Here is a 15,735-nt window from a genome sequence, read left to right as displayed (position 1 = left end):
TTAACGGCGGGCAACAACGAAGCGGCCTGATTTAAATCTGGAGAAATCCAGCGATGTAGACTAAATCGAACGCAGGACTACCTCTCTCCCGCCATGTATCTCACATTTTTATCAGCCTAGCTTGATTTTGGCGAACTTCCGTTTACCCATTTGCACAATATCGCCTTCCTGCGGCGCGTATGCTTCGTTTATATCGGTCCATTTCTCTTCATTAATTTTGACCGAGCCCTGTTGAATGCTGCGTTTGGCTTCACCATTGGAAGCCGCAAAGCCCAAATGAGTCAGCAATTGGATGACACGGATGCCGCCATCTTCCAAATGATCGGCCGTCAAAGTGAACTCTTCAATATCGTCAGGCAGCGCTCGTTGCTGGAATACAGTCACAAAATGCTGCTTCGCTGTTTCCTCCGCTTCCTTACCGTGGTACATGCGTACCAACGTTCCAGCCAGCTTCATTTTGGCGTCACGCGGATGCACTGAACCGTTCTTAATGCCTTCCGCCAGCTCAGCCAGTTCCTCATTGTTCAAATCTGTTGCCAGCTCAAAATATTTAAGCATCAGTTCATCAGGAACCGACATGGATTTTCCGTAGATTTCGTTCGGCTCCTCATCGACACCAATGTAGTTGCCCAGACTTTTGCTCATCTTCTGCACGCCATCCAGCCCTTCAAGCAGTGGCAACGTAATGGTGGCCTGTGGCTCCACTCCGTATTCCTTTTGCAGAGTTCTGCCCATCAACAAATTGAACTTTTGATCTGTACCCCCCAGCTCGATGTCGCTTCGGAGTTCCACAGAATCCATCCCTTGCATCAACGGGTAGAAAAATTCATGGATGCTGATCGGCAAGCCGTTTTGGTATCTTTTCGTAAAGTCATCCCGTTCCAGCATACGTGCGACAGTTACTTTAGCGGCCAGCGTTACCACATCGGCAAAAGACATGGGAGCCAACCAATGGGAATTGTAGTATACCTTTGTTTTTTCGGGGTCCAGAATTTTAAATATCTGCTCCTTATACGTCTGAGCATTGCGCTGGACATCTTCCTCGGTCAGTTGCTTCCGAGTTTCCGATTTGCCTGTCGGATCACCAATCTTGCCCGTAAAATCACCGATGATAAGCTGCACCTGATGACCAAGCTCCTGAAACTGGCGCAGCTTATGCATAACGACCGTATGCCCGATGTGAATATCCGGCGCCGATGGGTCAAGTCCTAATTTAATCTGGAGCGGCTCACCGCTAACGACCGATTTAATAACCTTACGCTTCAGCTCGTCCTCTGGTACAATTTCCGCCACACCACGTTGGATCACATTTAATTGGCGTTCTACCTCTGCCTGCTGCTCAGGCTTCATCTCTTCCCACTTCATCCTGTATACCTCCTGTTTTTATCCAAAATATTACATATTAAACAAACCAAAAAGCCCCTTTCATCCCAAGGGACGAGAAGGAGCTGCTCGCGTTACCACCCTAATTAAAGAAACGTATGCCAAAGACAAGCGTTTCTTTCACTTCATTCCTATAACGGGCCTACACCCGGTACTGGATTACTATAGTCAGCTTCGCAAATCTGCAAAAGCTCTACCATTCATCCAGACAGCTCCAGACGGTAATTCAAAGGAGGGTCGTTACCGATTCGCACCACCCATCGGCTCTCTGCACAACGTGATTCCACCTTCTACTGAAGTCTTTCTCTGCTTTTCACGATATTTACTTTGACCTATTTATAACACACCACTTTTATAGAGTCAACGACACCAAAAGACAGGCTTTTTAGCATATGGGTTCATTTTGTAATTTTATGCTATAATAATGGCTGTTATAAAGGAGGAAGACTTAATGGTTGAAGAAAACAACAATGTGTCAGAGCCAAAGCCTTCCCGCTTACGGACAACCATGCGGAGGCTCGGCCGTGTCATAAAGTGGGTCGTCATCATCTGTTTTATGGGAGCGCTGTTCGCAGGAGGAGCCGCAGCCGGCTATGTAGCCTCTATTGTGAAAAGCGAGCCTGTACGCTCCAGATCCATGATTGAACAGGAAGTAGACAAAAATGCAATTACAGGCTTTGCTTATTTCAATGATGGCTCCCCTATCGGACAGCTCCGGACAGAAGAAGATCGACGTCCTGTCACGTTTAAGGAGATTCCGCAACTCGTCATTAACGCAGTCATTGCTATTGAAGATAACCATTTTTACGAGCATAAAGGTGTCGATCTGTCGGGAACGCTGCGGGCTATAAAACAAAAAGCGCTGCATGAATCCGTACAAACCGGAGGAAGCACCCTGACCCAGCAGCTTGCCCGTCGTGTCTTTCTGAATCTGGATCGCACGGATGACCGCAAGGTCAAGGAAATTTTGCTCTCTCTGCGCCTTGAGCGCTTCCTGAGCAAGCAGCAAATTATTACGGCCTATCTCAATAAAGTACCTTTTGGTAACGGATCAAGCGGTTATAACGTCTTTGGGATCAAAGCAGCGGCCAAAGGTATTTTTAATGAGAATGATCTGAATGAGCTGAATGTGGCTCAAGCCGCCTATCTAGCAGGTCTGCCACAGCTTCCTTCCTCTTATTCCGCTTACAACGGTAAGGGTGAATTTAACGAGTCCGGCTTTAAAAGGGCGATCAACCGCCAGCACCTGGTACTCAGCCGAATGCTGGAGGAGAATAAAATCAATCAGGCACAGTATGATGAGGCGATGGCTTTTGATATCAAAAAGTCGCTCGCTCCACGCACTGTTAAAGCCTATAACACGTATCCGTATCTTATGATGGAAACGGAACGGCAAGCGGCACAGGCACTTATGTCAGTCACAAATCCGGGTCAAGCGGCCAATGCCAGTGCAGATGCCAAAACCAAGGATGATAACGACTTGCTCAAAGAAGCTGAACAGCAGCTTCGAACAGGTGGTTATATGGTATACACCACTATTGATAAAAGCATCTACAAGTCGATGCGCCAAATTGCAGAGAACAAGAATAATTTTTCTTCCACAAGTAAAACCAAGGGAGACGAGCAAGCGGCCGCGATTCTTATCCAGCATAAAACAGGCGCGATTCTCGGTATGATGGAAGGCCGGGATTTCCAAAAGGAACAGATGAATTATGCGACCCAGATGGTACGCCAGCCGGGATCGGCTATGAAGCCGATTGCCGCCTATCTCCCTGCATTGGACAGCGGTCTCGTGCAGCCTGGCAGCATCGTGGATGATGCACCTATTATTTTGAAGGATGGCAGCAATGGGTATCACATCCCGAAAAACGCCAATAACCGCTATCAGGGGCTGGTTACGGCCCGTTATGCGCTGAATCAGTCACTAAATACGATAGCACTCAAGTTGTTTAACGAAAAAGTAGGTATCAGCAAAGCTTGGGATTTTGCCAAGAAGCTAGGCATTACCACCTTGGAACCAAGCGATAACAATGCCCAGACAGGTGTACTCGGCGGCTTGGCCCACGGGGTCACAGTTGAGGAACTGACGAATGCTTATGGTTCGATTCCAAATGGCGGTGTATTTAATGACGCCTACATGATTGAAAAGATTGTGGACTCGCAAGGCAATATTGTTTATAAGCATCAGCCTAATCCTGTACAAGCCTTTACACCACAAACCGCCTATCTGATGACGGATATGCTGCGTACAGCCGTGTCGGAAGGTACAGGCAGACTGGTGAAGCGTAATTTCGATCAAGCTGGCAAGATTCCGATTGCCGGTAAAACAGGCACTACACAATCCTATACCGATGTATGGTTCGAGGGCTTTACGCCTGACGTCACACTGGGTGTATGGGTTGGTTACAAGCAACCTGTCAATAAGCTCGAAACAAAAGCACAAAAAGAGCGGGCACGTCGCCTTTGGGCGCAAATCATGAATGAAGTGACCGCAAAGGATCCGGATCTGTTCCAAACCGACAGCTTCAAGCGACCAGACGGTATTGTAACAAGAACAGCGTCCGCATACGGTTCGGATATTTACAACAGTAAGTATCCACCCAAAAACAGTGAAAATGGTGTCACTCGTGCCAAATATATTACCTATCAAGGTGTCAATTACATTCCACGGGACGGCACACCAGATGACATGTTAAACGAGCGGACCGTTAGTAAACGGGAAAAACCGATTTCAGAGCTGATTAAAGAGCTCCAGCAAGCCTTTACGGTGATGAGACGACATAATTCGTTGTCCTACTATCTGCCTCAGGATGCAGATAAGGCGGCTCCTACCCGGATTGATCCGCGTAAAGACGATGGAGCCGATCCTAGTGCTCCGTCTAACGTTGGCGTAAGCTATAGTGACGGCAAAGCTATGATCAGCTTTAGCCCAAGCGGAAACAGCGATGTCGTAGGATACCGTCTATATCGTTCTACGGATGGGAGCAGTTTCCAACGGCTTGGCAAGGTCGTCATGGCTGACGGCTCTAAAGTGTTCTCTGACAGCCCGGGTGGCAGCAGCTCCAGCTACTACGTAACCGCCGTTGATGTAGGTGGACATGAGTCAGGGCCAAGCTCCCAAGCAAGTGCAGCACCTGTAGTGCCACCTGTTGATCCTGGGAATCCAGTTGTACCGGGTGAAGGAGATGGAACGGGTGCGCAGCCTACGGAGATTCCTACCGCTCCTGGGCAGCCTCAAGCGAAAGCAGCAGGCTCAGCCGTAGCGCTCCAATGGAGTGCAGGAAAGCCTGCGGATGCGATTACAGGCTATAAAGTGTATTACAGTGAAAGCGGTGCGGAGCCTTTTACAAACATCGGCTCCACCGCATCCACCAGCTTTCAATATAAAGCGGGCAGCAAACCGAAGGGTTGGTTCCGCATCACTTCCATGAATGCCTTGGGGGAATCAGCTCCTTCCGGAGCCGTTCGTCCATAACAGCTCACAACAGCAACAAATATTAATATTTGGTAAAAATCTACTTTATCAGCACCAACAAAAGGAGAGTCCCTCAGCTATCACGGCTTTGGAGACTCCCTTTTTTGTATCTTTCTTAAAAAGCATTTCAATCCTCTATGGTAGACAAATCTCCTGTAGGAAGATTAAGTTCCCAGGCTTTGAGTACACGTCTCATAATTTTACCGGAACGGGTTTTGGGCAGCTTTTCCTTAAACTCAATTTCGCGTGGTGCAGCATGGGCAGACAGCCCTTCTTTGACAAAGCGATAAATATCCTGCTGCAAAGCTTCAGAGGGGGTGTAGCCTTCACGGAGTGCGATAAAAGCTTTAATGATCTCTCCCCGCACAGTATCCGGCTTTCCGATCACTCCAGCCTCTGCTACAGCGGGATGCTCCAGAAGCTTGCTCTCGACCTCAAATGGACCGATCCGCTCCCCTGAGGAATTAATGACATCATCAATACGCCCCTGAAACCAGAAGTATCCGTCCTCATCCATATAGGCAGAATCACCGGACACATACCAACCGGAAAAACGGAAATACTCCTGAAATTTGTTCGGGTTGTTCCATATACGATTCATCATAGAGGGCCACGGTGTACGTATCGCCAAGTGCCCCATTCGATTAGGCGGCAGCACTTGCCCTCTGTCGTCCAGAATAGCCGCCTGAATACCAGGCAGGGGCTTTCCCATCGAGCCGGGCTTAATCGGCAGCTCAGGGTAATTACAAATCATTTGACCACCCGTTTCCGTCATCCACCAGGTATCATGAATACGCTGCTTATATACCTGCCAGCCCCAGCGTACCACCTCGGGATTTAACGGTTCCCCGACGGATAACACATGCCGCAGGCTTCCGAGATCATATTTGGCAACGATATCCTCCCCTGCGCTCATGAGCATCCGAAACGCGGTAGGAGCGCTATACCATACAGTCACCTCGTGGCGCTCAATCGTTCGGTACCAATCCTCGGGACTAAAACGACCGCCACGGATCACATTTGTTGCTCCATTCAGCCACGGGGCGAAAATGCCGTAGGACGTTCCTGTAACCCAGCCGGGATCGGCTGTACACCAATACACATCATCTTCACGCAAATCAAGCACCATTTTACCGGTATAATAGTGCTGAATCATCGCGTTTTGCACATGATATACACCTTTAGGCTTGCCCGTTGAGCCTGACGTGTAATGAATAATCAACCCATCCTCACGACTCAGCCATTCCGGTTCAAGTTCCTCGGAGGACGTAAGCATTTCCGTTTCAAAATCAATAATCCCTTGCTCCCGTTCGTCCACATCGCCAACCACAAAAATATGCCGCAGCTCCGGAAGTTCCTCACGCTTTACGCGTGAAAGAAGTGCAGGCGTGGTCACCAGCGCCACTGCTCCGCTATCTTCCAGCCGATCCTTGACCGCCGTTTCCATAAACGCCTCAAACAAAGGCCCGACGACTGCTCCTACCTTCAAAATGCCAAGCAGACTAATGACCAGCTCAGGTGAACGCGGCATGAATATAAATACCCGCTCCCCTTTGCCAATGCCGTATTTTCGCAGCACATTGCCAAACCTGTTGGAGCTGGCACGCAACTCAGAAAAGGTGTAGGCTTCATGGCGGTTCGCGTCACAATACAACAGCGCCGTTTTGTCACCTCTCCCTTCCTCTACATGCCGGTCAATCGCTTCGTGCGCCATGTTCACCTTGCCTGATTCATACCACGTAAAATGACGCTCTGCATCTTCCCACTGAAAGCGGTTGTAAGCTTGTTCATACGGGCCCATGTTGGATGTGGGAACTACAGCCTGGAGTTCTTCAATCTTCATGCGTTCAGCCTCCTCACGATATAATGAGAATAATACAGAACATGATAACGCTTACAAATTCAATACAAGCATGTCAATTCCTTTGTTTAACATCTGATAAAAGCGACTAATTGTGAACAATTTATGTCTAAAACAGTATATCATAGGTGAGGATGTGACGACCATCCTTTTCATTTATTTGTTTTTTTGCTATAAGTAGGGGATATGGGGAGCTAGGTCACGGTAAACAAGGAGGCGCATGTATGCAGCATTTAAAACTGCACCATTTGGACACGCTGAGTCATAACGGGCAAAGGATCTACGTAGAAGGCCCCGTATCCGCTGAACAACTGCGTTCATTTCAAATGCATCCACATCTCGACGCCTTTCGCAAGCCGAAGGAGCAATTCGACGCGCTGGTGGATATTTCGGGACTGCCGGAAGGCAGGATTATCATCGCTCATGACGGGGAAACCATTCTCGGATACGTGACTTTTCACTATCCGGATGAGATGGAACGCTGGTCCGAAGCCAGAATGAAGGACCTGCTGGAACTTGGAGCGATTGAGGTAGCCGACGAATATCGCGGACTGGGTCTGGGAAGCCAAATGATTCGGGTCGCCTTTGAGGACGGACAACTGGAATCCTATATCATTTTTACGACTGAGTACTATTGGCATTGGGATTTAAAAGGCAGCGGTCTCTCCGTATGGGAATACCGCCGCATGATGGAACGTCTGATGAAAACGGTGGATATGGTCTGGTACGCTACGGATGATCCTGAAATATGCTCCCACCCGGCGAATTGCCTAATGGTCCGAATGGGAGAGGATGTCCCCCTCACATCACAGGAACAATTTGACCGTATCCGGTTTGTGAGAAGATTCATGTATTAAAATGTTACACCACTAGCCTTCTAACCCAAATGCTTCAGCATATATTCCACAATTCGATGCGAACGATGGGAAGATGCTACTGTAAATTCGCCAAAATTAACGTGGGCAGATCCGTCTGCCTTATCAGACATAGAGCGGAGGACAACGTAAGGCACAGCGTTCATATGGGCTGTCTGAGCCACTGCTGCGCCCTCCATCTCGGTACAAGCACCGTCCATCTCCTGATGCAATGCAGCTACCAGCTCACGGCTGGCGACAAACTGGTCACCGGAAAGCACCTTGCCGACAATATAACGATCGCCGAAGGATTGACAGGCTTGCTCAGCCAGACGAACAAGATCAGGATCAGCCGCAAACTCCGAGGTATCCTGATAAGGAATGACCCCTCTGGCATAACCCAAAGGCGTTACATCCATATCATGCTGCATACATGTGGAGGAAATCACGATATCCCCAATATTTAAATCCGGATGCACCGCCCCTGCCACTCCTGTAAATATGATTTGTTCTACTCCAAAGCTATCGATAAGGATTTGTGTTGTTACCGCAGCATTGACCTTACCTACACCGGACTTGCATACGACAATCTGTTGACCGTGAATGACTCCCTTTGTATAGGTGATTCCAGCCTTGACCGACTTACTAACTTCAGTCATTGCAGCAAGCAGCAGTTCAATTTCTTCATCCATGGCACCAATTAATCCATAAATTCGACTCATCTCAAATCCCTCTATTCTTTGTTTAATGATGTGCATTATGGACTATGTATTCACGAAAAAAGCTCCATTAAAGGAGCTTTCATCGAAGGTCTATCCTGTTAACAAATCTGTCTAGTCTAGATAATTAACCGACAACCGCAAAATCGTTTCATGCGGCAAAATGACGCGAGGATTTTCCACATTTTCCTTCTTCATCAGCTTGGTCAGCAAACGCATCGCTACTGCACCCAAATCGTACATCGGTTGCGCTACTGTCGTAAGCTGCGGACGAACCATGGAAGCCATACGGATATTGTCCACACTGATGACAGAGAAATCGTCCGGTACTTTCAAGCCTTCATCCTGAATGCTATGAATCGCACCAATTGCCATTTCATCCGTAGCCGCAAAAATTGCGCTTGGCTTTTTCTTGAGGCCCAGGAAATACTTCATTGCCTCCACACCGGACTCATAACGATAGTTCCCAATTCGCACGAGATCTTCCTGATACTCCATTCCTGCTGCTTCCAGCGCTCTCTTGTAGCCTTGGAAACGTGCATAGCCGTTCGCAGGGTCCTGAAGAGTACCACTAATCATCGCGATTTGACGGTGCCCGTGGCGGATCAATGTATTCACTGCATCAAAAGCAGCGGCTTCATGGTCAATATCAACCGAAGGATAGCTGCCTTTCTCATCACTCGTTGCGCACAGAACGATAGGAACCGCAGCCGTATGAAACGCCTGAATATGCTCGTCCGTTACTGTGCCGCCCATGAACAGAAGTCCATCAACCTGCTTTTCAAGCAGCGTATTGATGACACGAATCTCTTTTTCTTTCCGCTTATCGGCATTACACAAAATAATATTATAGTGATACATATTCGCAATATCCTCAATACCGCGCGCAATTTCTGCAAAAATTGAGTTCGATATATCCGGAATAACCACACCAACGGTCGTTGTCTTCTTGCTGGCCAGACCTCTAGCCACCGCATTCGGGCGATATCCCAATTGTTCAATCGCTTCATACACCTTTTTGCGGGTCTGAGGTTTTACGTTAGGATTATTGTTAACTACGCGGGATACCGTGGCCATTGAGACACCGGCTTCGCGAGCTACATCATAGATCGTTACCGTCACATTCCTTCTCTCCATTGCCAATAAATTTTCAACCGAATCCTAGATCAACTAATTAGAACCATGATACGACAAAATACTACTTTATGCAACGACTGCGCTCATTCTGCCTATGTGAGATGATCGTGGAGCGCATGGGCTGTAATATTCGAATGGGATGTATGCCAGACAGCCTCTCCGTCCTTTATTAAGATGGCCTGCGGCGATTCATGCTTCACCTGGAGCCTGTCCGCAGCCTCATTGGACACCGGCCGGTCTTCTACTACATAAATGATACCGTATTCAATATTTTCGTCGGGAGTGCCTTGCAAGTAGGATTCCATCTCCTGATGTGCGCGGGAACTAATCGGACAGCGTGTGCTATGTTTAAAGAGAAGCAGCGGCTTGTCTGATGACGCTTCCAGTGCCGAATTTAATTGTTGAACAGTAGTCATTTTCGTCATCGTCACCATTGGATATACATTCCTTTCTGTGTCTTGTCGTATGGCCTATTCACATCGTAACAAAAAGAACATGTAAAATCCAATGGTGACCATGAAAATTTTCATTTTTTTAGTTTTTTGTATTCATAAACACCGATTCACTGGTAAAACCGGATAATTGCACCAATCTTTTCTGTACATCGTTCATCCAATCCTCATCTCCCAGACTTCTCGCATAACGATAAAGGTCCAGCAGCAGGTTGATTCGAAGCTCCATTCGCTCCTCCAATGAGGATTGCCAGTCTACATTGGGATTGTCCGCTTCCTCCAGCACCAGCTTGCGTATAATTTCTGCCAGCTCGTTGTTACGGGCAAAGGAAATACGCCGAGCATTAGGCTTGCTCCCCAAATTTTGTAACAGCTCCTTGATGTCCTTCGTCACGTGCTGCAAAACCTCACTCGAGAAGCACGAAGGGCATGAAAATACGGGAACATGTAAAATTTCAACCTTGTCCGCATATATCACCTTTCTCAACTCCAGCCCCATCGGTTTACCGCATTGGCATTGCTTATGCATTTAACCACCTCATTACGTAGGATCAAACTATATGAGGATCTCATCAGAATCCAGATATATCTATCTACTAGTCTATAAAATATTTGTAAACTCCATTAAAACTATCATACCTTGTTTTATTTCGACTTTGGGACCTCAAATCCTTCCACAGATTGAAGCTATGAACAAATTACCAAAGCTTCGGCGGGTCAGAAAATGACGACAATTGCTGTCAAAGAGCAGACTACTAACATAAGAATCTGCGAAGGAATGGACTTCGGGCGTTCTTTTTCTTAAGATGTAAAAGTACAGATTACAAAACAGAGGTGTCATCATGTGACGCACGAAAGGATGGTTGGATGTCAAGACTTGCCGGAAAAAAGGTTATCGCCCTGGTAGATGAGGAATTCGAGGATCTGGAGCTATGGTACCCTGTGTACCGTGTTCGTGAAGAAGGCGCAGAAGTACATTTGGCCGGTGCTGAAAAGGGCAAAATATATATTGGAAAATATGGCGTACCTGCTGAAGCGGAATATGCCTTTGAGGAATTGAACAGCCGCGATTATGACGGGATTCTTGTCCCCGGAGGCTGGGCGCCCGATAAACTGCGCCGCTATCCCAAGGTGATTCAACTTGTACAGGAGTTTCACGCCGCCCAAAAGCCTATCGGGCAAATCTGCCATGCAGGCTGGGTCCTGATTTCCGCCAAAATTTTGGACGGTGTCACTGTAACATCCACACCGGGTATCCGTGATGATATGGAAAACGCAGGCGCCATCTGGAAGGACGAGGCTGTCGTGACGGACGGACATATCGTATCTGCCCGCCGCCCGCCTGACCTTCCGCCATATGGAAAAGCGTTTTGCGATCTGTTGGCAAACAATGCTCAGAAATAAGTCAGTTCCAATAAAATGAGCAAAAGCACCTTCAAAACCATGGCTAATGTGGTTTTGAAGGTGCTTTTTTTATTTCAAAACAAAATGCACAATTAGTGCATAATTACTGGCGTCCTGGCCCAGCCGGAATATAGCCGACATTAACTGCGGTCAGCTTGTCTTCGATCGCCGCGCCGGTAGACATGCTGAAGCACGCCTGGGCAACCAGCGTTGCCTCTGCTGCGGACGTGTTCAGTACACGATGCTTGACTCGCAGCAAGGACTGGGGAGACATGCTAAGCTGATGTATTCCCAGCTCCAGCCACAGGGGAATGGAACGTTCATCTCCTGCCATTTCACCGCACACACTCACATCAATCCCTGCCTGATGAGCAGCCTGCGCCGTCATACGCAGCATCCGCAGCACCGCCGGATGGTATGGATGGTACATATGCGCAATCTGCTCGTTCATGCGGTCTACGGCCAGCACATACTGTACCAGATCATTCGTGCCTATACTGAAAAAATCCGTTTCAGCCGCCAGCAGATCGGCAATCATTGCTGCCGCTGGCACCTCGATCATAATCCCTTGCTGGATATGTGGGTTATAGGCAAGGCCTCTCGCATCCAAATCCGCCATAGCTTCCTTCAAGATCGCATCCGCCTGACGGATCTCCTCCACCGATGAAATCATAGGATACATAACCTTGATATTCCCTGCCGCACTAGCACGTAAAATAGCTGTCAATTGAGTCTTGAATAATTCCTTCCAATCGAGACTGATACGTATAGCGCGATAGCCTAAAAACGGATTTTCCTCCTCCGGCAGTTGAAGATAGTCCAACGGCTTATCCCCGCCGATATCCAATGTACGGATAACAACGGAGTGGTTTCCTGCCTTTTCTGCTACCAGCCGATACACTTCATACTGCTCATCTTCATCCGGTGCGGAGTTTCGATCCATATATAAAAATTCCGTGCGGAACAGTCCCACACCCTGCGCTCCATGCTTCAATGCCGCCTCCAGTTCCTTGACAGAGCTGATATTAGCTGCCAGCCTCAGTTCAGTTCCATCCTTGGTCACGGCTTCCACGGAAGCGAGCACCTGAAGCTGTTCTTTTCTGCGGCGCTGCTCATCACGTAATGCCGTATAATGATCAATAATGGATTTTTCCGGGTCCACATAAACCTTACCCAAGTCTCCGTCGACAACCATCATATCCCCCGTCTGGACAGGTAAATTGAGGTTGCTCTCCAGTCCCGAAACGAGCGGAATACCCATCGCACGGGCCATGATCGCGGAATGCGATGTTTTGCCCCCGTTCATAGTCACAATTCCTAATACATAGCTTGGATTCAAATGGGCTGATTGAGACGGAGAAAGCTCCTTGGCTACCAGAATGTAAGGCTGTGTGTCCTTCGGAAGAGTTACTTCCGGCGCACCCAGTAAATGCTTGAGCAGTCGGTTCCCCACATCCTTGATGTCGATTGCCCGCTCCTTCATATACTCATCATCCAGCAGATCAAACATCGTCACAAAATGATCAATTGCTTCCTTAACAGCTACCTCGGCTGCTTTGTATTGGCGCTCGATGATTCCACGAACCTCGTTCATGAATTCAGGGTCCTCCAATATAGCCAGATGCGCATCAAAAATGCTGGATTCCTCCGGTCCCACCATTTCCCGAAACTCATCCTTAATAAACTGGATTTCACTTTTGGATGTGCGGATCCCTTCATACAAACGCTCGAATTCCTTTGCGAGATCCACCGCATCCATTTTCTGCTCAGGTAAATCCCACTCCCAGCTCGGCAGGACAAAAGCCTTCCCGATTGCCACACCTGCGGCGGCGCCGATGCCTTCTATCATGTCTCTACCCCTCCAACATTCCTGTCATGCAGCACAACGGACATTACCGAGGCCTGACCTTTTTTCACTGTTTTAAACGGAGCAAAGCTCCATGACTTCACGCGATCCGGGTTCGTAATGACCATGGGGGTCACTAACGATGGAGCTTGTTCCCGCAGTGCCTGCAAATCAAATTTGATCAGCAATTGTCCCGGTTCCACCGTATCGCCTGCTTCTACCATAGCAGTAAAATTCCCTTTTAGCTGTGAAGTATCAATCCCTATATGAAGCAGAACCTCAATTCCCTCTCGTGTAGAGATGCCTAAAGCGTGCATGGTCGGATACAGATGCATAACCGTACCATACACCGGAGACACAAGTTCACCTCGTTCGGGAACAAAAGCAACTCCGTCCCCGACCAGCTTCGTTGCAAAAATTTTGTCCGGTACCTCGTGAATCGGCAGCATTTTTCCATGCACAGGGGCGTTGAACAACACTTGAGGAAGATCACGCTCCATAAGCTTCGCGATTTCCTCACGAATCAGTTCCGAATACGTCCCGAACACAACCTGCAAGTTGCCCCCTCCCAGGTTGATGAGTCCAGCCGAGCCCAAAGCTTTTATCGCTCCGGTATCAATCAGCCGGTCATTGTGGACGGTAAGGCGCAACCGTGTAATGCAGGCTTCCACCCGAACAATATTTTCCTTCCCTCCAAGCGCCTCCAAAATGAGCGGTGCGCTGTAGGGAATATTGCCTGCCCAATCCTCCAGAACCGAACCTTCCTCGCGGCCTGGAGTGGGAATACGGAACCTCCGAATCGCCCAGCGGAATAGCACATAATACACCAGCCCATACGCCACGCCTAACGGAATCAACAACCAGGCGTTATGTGACAGATGGAAATTGAGTACGTAATCTATAAAACCCGCTGAATATGAAAAACCGTGATGAATATCCAGCTCAAAAGTAAGCCACATGGCCAGACCTGACATAACTGCATGAACGAGGAACAAATAAGGAGCAGCAAACAAAAATGCAAACTCAATTTGTTCTGATACACCAGTAAAAAAGCAGACGAGTGCAGCAGTCAAAAACGTCTTTTGCACCTTCGGTTTCAAATCTTCACGCGCTTCCTGAATAATCGCCAGCGCAATGGCTGGAATCGCAAACATCATAATCGGAAACAACCCTGACATAAAATAGCCCGCCGTCGGATCGCCAGCAAAAAATCGGGGTAAATCCCCCTGCACTATGTCGCCTGACGGTGTTTTATATGTACCTAGTTGAAACCAGAATATATTATTAAGCAGATGATGAAGGCCAAAAGCCGCCAGCACCCGATACAAAATACCGTAAATAAACAATCCGAAGCCGCCCAGACTCAATTCCAGACCTGCTATAAATTGCAATCCTTTCTGAATGAGTGGTGCCACTATCAGCATCAGTCCTGCGAACACAGCGGAGAACAAGCCAATCAGCAGTAAAACAAATCGAGTCCCTCCAAAAAATTGGAGTACCTCAGGCAGCTTAATGCTTTTGAAGCGGTTATACGCCACCCCTGAAATGACACCCAAAATGATGCCAATGAGCGTCGCGGGATGAATGAGTCCGTTTCCAAATCTCAATGTGACCTGATCATATATAGCCATACCAGCCAATGCCGCCAGTCCTGCCTGACCTGCCTGATTCGACATGCCGAGTGCTACACCAACCGCAAACAAGTACGGCAAAAAATAAAAAATCCCCCGCCCTGCTGCATTAGCCATTTCAGACACCATTGGAAATCCCCACGTGGACCAGGGAAGGCTGCCGAGACTTAGTAATATAGCAGCAGCCGGTAACACCATCGTCGGGAGCATGACAGCCCGACCAAGCTGTTGTAAGGATCCGAGCCAATTCATGGCATTCCTCTCCTTTCTATCCCTGATGGTAAGTCGAATAAATACTTTTGTCAAAGCGATTCTCTTGCTTCACGTCTGGATGGTATGGACTCTCGACTTGAGGGTATAGATCAGCGTCTCAATACTGTCGATTGAGCTCATTCACCAAGATAATATCACAAAAATGGCATACATACATTATATGGATTCCTGTAAGCATAATATAGCCCAATTTCCACACACCAAAAACCTTCTCCCCGTATTTCATAGGGGTGAAGGTTTTTCTTCATGTCCAGATTATCCTTTACGTACTGCTTGGGTTATGGAATCCTCTACCTTGATGCAACGATCCATAATAACCGTCATTCCATGCTCCTGCGCAATGTCAGCGGCTTCCTGGCTGATAATGCCCTGTTGAAGCCACAAAACCTTCGCACCTATAGCAGCCGCCTCACGAGCAACCTCCGCGCAGTACTCACTGCGACGGAATACATTGACCAGCTCGACAGGCTCGGGTACTTCTTCGAGACTTGCATAGCAAGTTTCTCCTAAAATCGTTTGCCCCGCTGCCGCAGGATTAACCGGAATAATACGGTATCCCCGCTTTTGCATCGCATAAGACACCATATACGAGGTCCGGTCTGATTTATCAGACAAACCTACAACCGCAATGTTGCCTACTTGTTCCAAAATGCTTTTGATCTCTTCCCTTGACGGATTTGCAAAAGCCATCCTTTCCCCT

General features: G+C 48.1%; 12 protein-coding genes and 1 other annotated feature. Of the genes, 3 read left to right on the top strand and 9 right to left on the bottom strand.

Translation table 11 applies throughout. The annotated features are described in order from the left end of the window. Nucleotides 1-111: 111 nt before the first annotated feature. Complete coding sequence (gene tyrS / locus E0698_RS20575) at nucleotides 112-1,365, bottom strand: tyrosine--tRNA ligase (protein ID WP_192512761.1); 1,254 nt, start codon at nucleotides 1,363-1,365, stop codon at nucleotides 112-114. 65 nt (nucleotides 1,366-1,430) lie between these two features. Continuing rightward, nucleotides 1,431-1,699: a binding site (T-box leader), on the bottom strand. Nucleotides 1,700-1,834: 135 nt separating this feature from the next. Between tyrS and E0698_RS20570 the strand changes: the two genes are divergently transcribed. After that, complete coding sequence (locus E0698_RS20570; protein ID WP_192512760.1) at nucleotides 1,835-4,858, top strand: penicillin-binding protein 1A; 3,024 nt, start codon at nucleotides 1,835-1,837, stop codon at nucleotides 4,856-4,858. A 127-nt stretch (nucleotides 4,859-4,985) separates the two neighbouring features. Here E0698_RS20570 and acsA read toward each other — a convergent pair whose 3' ends face one another. After that, nucleotides 4,986-6,701, bottom strand: coding sequence for an acetate--CoA ligase (gene acsA / locus E0698_RS20565; protein WP_192512759.1), 1,716 nt, complete (start codon nucleotides 6,699-6,701; stop codon nucleotides 4,986-4,988). 242 nt (nucleotides 6,702-6,943) lie between these two features. Between acsA and E0698_RS20560 the strand changes: the two genes are divergently transcribed. Continuing rightward, the gene (locus tag E0698_RS20560) at nucleotides 6,944-7,576 is read left to right on the top strand and encodes a GNAT family N-acetyltransferase (RefSeq protein ID WP_149093472.1); all 633 of its coding nucleotides are present in this window, start codon (nucleotides 6,944-6,946) and stop codon (nucleotides 7,574-7,576) included. 20 nt (nucleotides 7,577-7,596) lie between these two features. On the opposite strand, the gene E0698_RS20555 is transcribed toward E0698_RS20560, so the two are convergent. From E0698_RS20555 to E0698_RS20540, 4 genes are all read right to left on the bottom strand, one after another. Then, the gene (locus E0698_RS20555) at nucleotides 7,597-8,295 is read right to left on the bottom strand and encodes a 5'-methylthioadenosine/adenosylhomocysteine nucleosidase (protein WP_149093471.1); all 699 of its coding nucleotides are present in this window, start codon (nucleotides 8,293-8,295) and stop codon (nucleotides 7,597-7,599) included. Between the two features lie 111 nt (nucleotides 8,296-8,406). Then, nucleotides 8,407-9,414 (bottom strand): catabolite control protein A, encoded by a 1,008-nt coding sequence (ccpA, locus tag E0698_RS20550; RefSeq protein ID WP_044648625.1) that lies wholly within the window; start codon nucleotides 9,412-9,414, stop codon nucleotides 8,407-8,409. A 107-nt stretch (nucleotides 9,415-9,521) separates the two neighbouring features. Beyond that, a complete protein-coding gene (ytxJ, locus tag E0698_RS20545) occupies nucleotides 9,522-9,863 on the bottom strand; it encodes a bacillithiol system redox-active protein YtxJ (RefSeq protein WP_134913588.1) in 342 nt (113 codons plus the stop codon). Between the two features lie 100 nt (nucleotides 9,864-9,963). Beyond that, the gene (locus E0698_RS20540; RefSeq protein ID WP_149093469.1) at nucleotides 9,964-10,410 is read right to left on the bottom strand and encodes a hypothetical protein; all 447 of its coding nucleotides are present in this window, start codon (nucleotides 10,408-10,410) and stop codon (nucleotides 9,964-9,966) included. Between the two features lie 338 nt (nucleotides 10,411-10,748). On the opposite strand from E0698_RS20540, the gene E0698_RS20535 reads away from it, so the two are divergent. Further along, nucleotides 10,749-11,285 carry a type 1 glutamine amidotransferase domain-containing protein gene (locus E0698_RS20535; RefSeq protein ID WP_192512758.1) on the top strand — a complete coding sequence of 179 codons (537 nt, stop codon included), beginning with the start codon at nucleotides 10,749-10,751 and terminating at the stop codon, nucleotides 11,283-11,285. Nucleotides 11,286-11,388: 103 nt separating this feature from the next. On the opposite strand, the gene ptsP is transcribed toward E0698_RS20535, so the two are convergent. The 3 genes from ptsP to E0698_RS20520 form a co-directional block, all read right to left on the bottom strand. Continuing rightward, nucleotides 11,389-13,134, bottom strand: a complete 1,746-nt coding sequence (gene ptsP / locus E0698_RS20530) for a phosphoenolpyruvate--protein phosphotransferase (protein WP_149093467.1) — start codon at nucleotides 13,132-13,134, stop codon at nucleotides 11,389-11,391. Then, entirely contained in the window at nucleotides 13,131-15,014 is a 1,884-nt protein-coding gene (locus tag E0698_RS20525) for a glucose PTS transporter subunit IIA (protein WP_192512757.1), read from the bottom strand. The genes ptsP and E0698_RS20525 overlap by 4 nt, the downstream gene beginning before the upstream one ends. A 276-nt stretch (nucleotides 15,015-15,290) precedes the next feature. Then, nucleotides 15,291-15,725, bottom strand: a complete 435-nt coding sequence (locus E0698_RS20520) for a CoA-binding protein (protein ID WP_192512756.1) — start codon at nucleotides 15,723-15,725, stop codon at nucleotides 15,291-15,293. Nucleotides 15,726-15,735 lie beyond the last annotated feature (10 nt).

Origin of the sequence: Paenibacillus sp. 23TSA30-6 (genome assembly GCF_014858585.1) — a bacterium.
Taxonomy (GTDB): domain Bacteria; phylum Bacillota; class Bacilli; order Paenibacillales; family Paenibacillaceae; genus Paenibacillus.
This window is presented reverse-complemented; position numbering and strand designations above follow the sequence as displayed.

Bases quoted from the DNA above. Each gene is read 5' to 3' on its own strand.
- E0698_RS20555 (WP_149093471.1), bottom strand. From the start codon at position 8,295: ATGAGTCGAATTTATGGATTAATTGGTGCCATGGATGAAGAAATTGAA.
- tyrS (WP_192512761.1), bottom strand. From the start codon at position 1,365: ATGAAGTGGGAAGAGATGAAGCCTGAGCAGCAGGCAGAGGTAGAACGC.
- E0698_RS20520 (WP_192512756.1), bottom strand. From the start codon at position 15,725: ATGGCTTTTGCAAATCCGTCAAGGGAAGAGATCAAAAGCATTTTGGAA.
- E0698_RS20540 (WP_149093469.1), bottom strand. From the start codon at position 10,410: ATGCATAAGCAATGCCAATGCGGTAAACCGATGGGGCTGGAGTTGAGA.
- E0698_RS20560 (WP_149093472.1), top strand. From the start codon at position 6,944: ATGCAGCATTTAAAACTGCACCATTTGGACACGCTGAGTCATAACGGG.
- acsA (WP_192512759.1), bottom strand. From the start codon at position 6,701: ATGAAGATTGAAGAACTCCAGGCTGTAGTTCCCACATCCAACATGGGC.
- ytxJ (WP_134913588.1), bottom strand. From the start codon at position 9,863: ATGGTGACGATGACGAAAATGACTACTGTTCAACAATTAAATTCGGCA.
- E0698_RS20570 (WP_192512760.1), top strand. From the start codon at position 1,835: ATGGTTGAAGAAAACAACAATGTGTCAGAGCCAAAGCCTTCCCGCTTA.
- ptsP (WP_149093467.1), bottom strand. From the start codon at position 13,134: ATGATAGAAGGCATCGGCGCCGCCGCAGGTGTGGCAATCGGGAAGGCT.
- E0698_RS20535 (WP_192512758.1), top strand. From the start codon at position 10,749: ATGTCAAGACTTGCCGGAAAAAAGGTTATCGCCCTGGTAGATGAGGAA.
- E0698_RS20525 (WP_192512757.1), bottom strand. From the start codon at position 15,014: ATGAATTGGCTCGGATCCTTACAACAGCTTGGTCGGGCTGTCATGCTC.